This window comes from Hallella faecis, assembly GCF_018789675.1.
GTDB lineage: Bacteria > Bacteroidota > Bacteroidia > Bacteroidales > Bacteroidaceae > Prevotella > Prevotella faecis.
Genome location: NZ_JAHKBE010000085.1, coordinates 1 through 6,293, shown reverse-complemented (window position 1 = coordinate 6,293; position 6,293 = coordinate 1). Strand labels below are relative to the sequence as shown.

Sequence of the window (6,293 nt, the reverse complement as noted above, 5' to 3'; positions counted from 1 at the left end):
GGCATACCCTCGTCTATAGATATTGAATTCTTAGAATTAAACGACAACCCCTATTGTAGATGGCAAGAAGGTAGCCAAGTAACATTCATCCCCATACAAACGAAGCGCCCGGTGCAATTCCTGCATCGGGCGCTTTGCTTTGTGTGGGGCATGTGGGTGTGGCATTTATTGAAATCTAATGACCGATTGGGTGTAAACGCATTGAGGCGGAGCACCCCAAAGGTCTCCGCCTCAATGATATAGATGCGCTTAACGCGCCCTTACTTCAAACTCGTGGGAGTGAAGCGCAGGGTGTAAGAGTAGCTGCCGGTATTGGGAAGGTACTGCGACGGAGTGCCTTCACCGCAAGAGCCGTTGCCCACGCCGCTGATGGCTGCGTCGAAGTGGGCGTAGATGGAGCCTTGGCGTGTCATTTCATCGTTGTGCTTCTTGGTCATCCAAGTCTTTGCTGACCAATAGCTCTCCTGGTAGTGAGACATAGAGAACGACACATCGCCAACCGTTTCAATCTTCAGCGCCACCTTCGATGACGTGAGCGTGAGGTCGCGAAGGTTCTGATGGTCGCCGTTGGTCTGGGGATGCGTGTATTCCTCAAACAGGTCGTTCACGCAGGTTACATATCTTCCGAGGTAAGAGCCCGTCATGCGGTCGGGGTAGTTGGCCCAAGGACCGCGGCCGTAATACTCCACCTGCTCGAAGCCCTCGCCTAACTGCATGGCCAAGCCTACGCGGTAAGCTGTGTTATAACCGCTGTTGAAATTCACGTTCATGTCGACAACGCCATCGGGATAGATGGTGTAGTCGATGGTGTAATTGCGGTCGGAGCTGCCTGAGACAGTGAGGGTGGCTGTTCCATTCCTGTTCTTTTTCAAACTGCTGCTCACAGAGTAAGAGTTAGACGATCCCGTGTTGTAGGGGGTGCCGTTGCGGGAGTTGTCGATGCTGAAGAACTGGCTGAATGCGGGTGCGGCGTTCATGATGGTCTGACCGTTGTAGGTCCAGCTGCTCAGCGAACCATTGCTGTTGAACGTCATCGACCAGCCGTTGCCGCTCACGGTGTTGCTGCTCACGCTGAGCGAACCGCTTGCCGTGTGTGAGCTGAGTGAGTTGTTGCGGTTTTGAACAACAAACTGCTCGTCGGCCACAGCATAGCCATTGTCCGCCCATAGGGTGCCATTTGTCAGGATGAGGTAAACGTTCACCACCATCTCTTCACCGCTCTGTGCGGTTGATTTGTAGGGGAGGCTCACGGTGCCGGTGCTTCCTGGTGTTACAGAGGGCATGTCAACCATGCCTTCCTCAGCCAACTCGCCGTTCTTCAGCACGCGATAGATGAGCTTGAAGTTGTCGAGGTTGGTGAATGCGTACTTGTTCTTCACCGTAAGCTTTTTGTTCGACAACTGTGTGAAGTCAACATATTGGTACACCTTTCTCACCTCAGTGAGCTTCGACGACCACTTGCGGTCGGGTGTTGTGATACCATTGTCAAGGAATGCGCCCATGAACGTGCCTTCATAGATGCCGCTTGGGGTCTGGTAGTCGTAGCCCTGCTTCCAGTAGTTGAAGCCGTCGGGGGAGACGAGCGTGCTTGCGTCGGCTGTGCCGTTGATGACAAACTTCGCCTTTTGTGGGTCGTAGATAGACTGGTCTACCCAGTCCCAGACGCAAGCACCGATGATGCCTGTGCTGCTCTCGATCACGTTCCAATAGTCTTTGAGTCTTCCCATGGCGTTACCCATGGCGTGGGCATACTCGCAGATGAAGTAGGGCTTGCTGTTCAGGCCGCTTGAGCTACTTCTCACATTGTCAACAGAAGGATACATGTTTGAGCCGAGGTCAGAGTGCGTGGCGTCGGCCTCATAATGCACGATGCCTTCGTTGTTGGTCAGATCCTTTACTTTTTGGTAAGTGCTGCCGAAGTTGGAGCCTGAGCCCGACTCGTTGCCGAGCGAGTAGAACACCACGCTGGGGTGGTTGCGGTCGCGTCGCACCATGCGCTCGGTGCGGTCGACGTAAGCGGATGTCCAAGTTGAACTTGCCGAAAGTCCGAACTGTTGTGCGTTAGCTCCGTGGCATTCAATGTCGGCCTCGTCCATGCAGTAGAGACCGTATGCGTCGAAGAGTGCGTACATCTTGGGCTGGCGGGGATAGTGGGATGTGCGAACGGTGTTGACGTTGGCCTGCTTCATCAGCGTAACGTCTTTCATCATGGTCTCCAAGTCGATGGCGCGGCCATAGAGCGGATGCGTGTCTTGGGTGTTGACACCCTTGAAGAACACACGCTTGCCGTTGACAAGCACCTGCCTCTGGCTGTAATTATTGACAACCTCCACCTTGCGGAAGCCATACTTGGTAGAGAACACCATTTCCTCGGATGTGCCGTCGAGCTGGCTCACCACCACCGTGTAGAGGTAAGGGTTCTCGGCGCTCCACGGAGTGAGGCCGCTGAGGTTGCTGAATGTAACCGTGCGGGTGGCGTTGCTGCTGCCGCTATAGGTGATGGTCTGTGTGCCCTTAGAGGTTCCGGTGGCGTCGAGGAGCTCCACCTTGATGTTCTTCTCCACGCTGCTCTTTGTGCGGTTGTCGATGGTCAGGTCGACGGTCATGCTGCCACTGGTGTAATTGCTGTTGAGGCTTGAGTGGATATAGTGGTCGGAGATGAACACCTTCGGCGTGGCCACGAGATACACGTCGCGATGGATGCCCGAGAGGTGCCACATGTCCTGCCCCTCCAGGTAGCTGCCGTCGCTCCAACGGAAACAAGCCACAGTGATGTTGTTCTCGTCGGTTTGGCTAACAAAGTCGGTGATATCGAACTCGGCATCGGTGTTGGCGCCCTGTGAATAACCCACGTATTTACCGTTGATATAAACGGCGATAGCGCTGTAGGCACCATCGAAGTGAACCATGACTCGCTTGTCGTTCCAGTCGGTAGGCAACGTGAATGTGCGACGATAGTAGCCCAAGGGGTTTGGGTCGCAGTTACTTCGATAGTTGGCTTGGGTCGTCCATGAATTATTGACTGGAGTGAATGGATACCCCGGATTGCCCTCGTTGGTATAGACGGGCGTGTCGTAGCCAGCCATTTCCCATGATAGCGGAACGCGGATGTTGTCCCAACCGCTTGTGGAAGCGGTGTTGCTGTAGTAGGTGGATGATGGAGCCTGGTTGTTGTAGTTGCTGAAGTACTTAAACTTCCATGTGCCATTCAGGCTCATGGTCATAGCTTTCGTAGGAGCGAGCCAAGGCTTTTCGTAGTTGGCGTCGGCCATCATGTCGGTGGAAGAAGCGTAGGGGATGTAGGTAGCGTGTGCGTCCTCCTTGTATTGGGCAAACTTTTGTGGGTTGTGAACCATGCTCACGTCGAATGAGCCGTGGTCGCCCGGTGTTTCTTCGGTGCTGCCACCGCCACCACCTTCGGTTCCACCGCCGCCTTCTGATGCGCTTGCCTTGATGAAGCCGAAGGCTGTAGCGCTTGATGAATCCGTTGTACGACCAAGCTTGCCACCGTTGGTTCCGTCGTATGTGAGGTAATATGTCTTGTTTTGTGTATAAGCGTAAATCTTATATGTATGATTTGTTGCATCTACCTCCTCGAATTTCCACTCCTGATTGGCATTGGCTTGTCCACCTTTATAATCGTTTTCAGATGTCCACTGAAGTGGCATTACGTTTGTGTTGTTTCCAGCCATGTCAAGAGCCTTTGAAGACATCACATTTACAATATGCCAAGGGTACATTGTAGAATAGTTGCCTTGCTTTGTTATCCACTGCTGACCCGTGTTGCTGTCAGATTTAGTGGTCACTGTAATCTGCTCATCATTGTTAGATGTAGTAACAGTGAAGCATCTTGTTGGGTAGTCGGCTGGACAAATAAAATATGTAGAGCCGTATGCCGGAACAGAGAATGTTGTCGTAGGAGTAGTGGGGCCACCAGTGATGAGGCTTACTGACTTATATGTAGCCCATGAGCGTACGTTGCCCTGAGTGCTACCATAGTGAATAGATGAAAGGCTGAGGATATTGCTGATGTTTGACGCATCGCAAATCTTCGAACTGTTAAGATACAGACCGTTCGAGTTCAACTCTATAGTTGTTTCGCCCGAGATGTTGGTGTGGTCTTTACGGTAAGTGGTGTTTGCACCACCATTGAAGCAGTTCACCTGCAAGGTGTTGCTGCTCTTAGTATAGAAGAGGTGGATGACGTTAGCATTTCCCCAGTCATTTGTACCCTGCAAGTCGTCGCCGATAGAGAGCACGTTCTCGTATGTTGTGGTGCTCTTACAAGTGCTGAGATCGAGCACAGCCTTGAAACTCTGCTTCTGGAAGTCTATCGCTGTCTGGTTATCGAACGACGATCCGCTTGGTGCATAGTTGGTGAGGATATCCGTCTTCGTGTCCGCCGCAAAAGCCTGCGTGGCAGCGACTGCGAGCAGGGCTAACAGTGCGACGAGATGTTGCTTTATGTATGTTTTCATAAGGTCGTTGGGATTATTTGATTACTTTCTTTCCATTGACGATGTACACGCCGTGTGGCAGGTCGTCGAGCGATGTGGCAGCGTGGCGCACCATCTGTCCGTTGGTGTTGTAAACGTTGTAGCGCTGGATGACGGTGGCGTCGATGTTGCCGATGCCCGTTGTGGTTCCGTCGAGCGACCACTGGGTGAACACGCGTTGTGTGGCGGGTCCGTCGATGAGCGCGGCGCGGAAGCCCTTGATGGCCATGTCGCTCACCAGGTGGTAAACCAGGTTCTTGCGCAGCACGTATGAGCCCTTGGGCGCGGTGCTCTTGTGGAAGTAGCCGCGGAAGGTGGTCTTCTCGTTGGCTGAGCCATGCTGCTCCACATCGGTTGGTTGGCTGGCGAAAGCTGTGACGCCTTTGAAAGTGAACTCAGATTTGTTTGCCCCCTCGGGGATATACACCAGATAAGGCACGCCAGCCTCGATGTCTGTGCATGAGCTGAACTCGAGCGTGGTTGCCGTGGCACCGGTGAACGCAGCCACCTTGGCGTCGTTGCCAAACTGGGCCTTCACTTCTGCCTCGCTGATGGCGAATGGCACGCAAAGCGAGTTCCAACTGCCTGCCGAGAAGGTGCGCTTGAGGTGCACCTCGGCGCTGCCGATGGATGGGGCGGAATAAGATCCTGATTTCTCGTCGAGAGTTACAACAGGATCCTTCAACTGGTCCTCCGAAATGAATTGCCATTGGGCGATGGTGAGGATGTTGCTTGGCTTGTAAGGTTGCGTGCGCACATCCTGCATGAGCAGGCTATAGTAGAGCCATTCGGTGTTAGACGCTTCCTTGCTTCGGCAACCCAACGCATAGCCCTTGCTGTCGGCGTCGAGCAGGCTCAGCGCCCACTCGTTGTAAGCGCCTTGGCCGTTGCAGCGCGCCTTGCCGAGGAGCACGCCCGCCAGATTGCCTTTGTTTGTAGTGAGGACCTGGAAGCCGTTGGCGTTGGTGGTCACCGTTACGGCCAGTTTGGGGCCGCCCAGGGTGAGCGTACCGTTGTCAGCCGCGCTGAGAAACTTGCCCTCTGCCACATTGAGCAGGTAATAGCTCTTTCCTGCCTCGGGCTTGCTGCCTACGTAGTCGGCGGCATAGACGGCCGTCAGGCACGAGCAGAGAAGCGCAAGCGTAAGTGTGAAAAGTCTCTTCATGCTTATAGATAGTTTACTTGTTAATCTTCCCAAATGTTTTCGCCCCAGACATTGTTGTTATCCTTGGCGTCGATTTCTTTGGGGTTGCCTTCGGTGGCGGAGCCCATGCCGATCTCGTCAACGGTCAGGTATTTGCCGCCTGACGCCGCCATGAGACTGCAGTCTGCGTTGATTTGGAACATCTTGGAGACAGGTCTCTCATAGGTTCTTTTTTTGCTCATAAAAAATAGTTAGGTGTTAAGTGGATGCTTGTCCACATGGGATGGGAAGGAGGGGGCGTTAGGCCGTATTGTGGCCTGGGCGCTCATAGGCACATGCAACGTGTCCTCGCTGAGCGTGTTGGCCCAGCGAGCAACAGGCGCGTGAGCGCCTTGCCGCATGACGCGGCATGACTTATGGGTGGGGGATCCCATCACAGTGGTTGGTATTTGAAAAATTTTAATTTCAACAAATCAGTAGGTTATGTCAACAAACGCAACGTTCTGATATACAAACCGCTCGGCGTTCGTGGGGGTTGACGTTCAGGCGAGGGTAAACGCCCTGTTTCACAGGGACAAAGGTAATTATAAAAGTTTAAGTAACTATTCAGCGAAAGGGCATGGCGGGGTATCAAGCCTCAAATAAGGCTTGAA

Annotated in this window: 3 protein-coding genes; all 3 read right to left on the bottom strand. The window is 53.3% G+C overall.

Going from position 1 to position 6,293, the window contains the following annotated elements; all coding sequences use genetic code 11:
- Positions 1–260 precede the first annotated feature (260 nt).
- The 3 genes from KM934_RS12085 to KM934_RS12075 are packed head-to-tail and all read right to left on the bottom strand — an operon-like array spanning position 261 to position 5,882.
- Positions 261–4,478: a glycoside hydrolase family 2 TIM barrel-domain containing protein gene (locus tag KM934_RS12085; RefSeq protein WP_215760856.1), complete on the bottom strand. Its 4,218-nt coding sequence runs from the start codon at positions 4,476–4,478 to the stop codon at positions 261–263.
- A gap of 13 nt (positions 4,479–4,491) precedes the next feature.
- Positions 4,492–5,661, bottom strand: coding sequence for a hypothetical protein (locus KM934_RS12080; RefSeq protein ID WP_215760855.1), 1,170 nt, complete (start codon positions 5,659–5,661; stop codon positions 4,492–4,494).
- 20 nt (positions 5,662–5,681) lie between these two features.
- On the bottom strand, positions 5,682–5,882 hold the full coding sequence (locus tag KM934_RS12075) for a hypothetical protein (RefSeq protein WP_215760854.1): 201 nt from the start codon (positions 5,880–5,882) through the stop codon (positions 5,682–5,684).
- Positions 5,883–6,293: the final 411 nt, after the last annotated feature.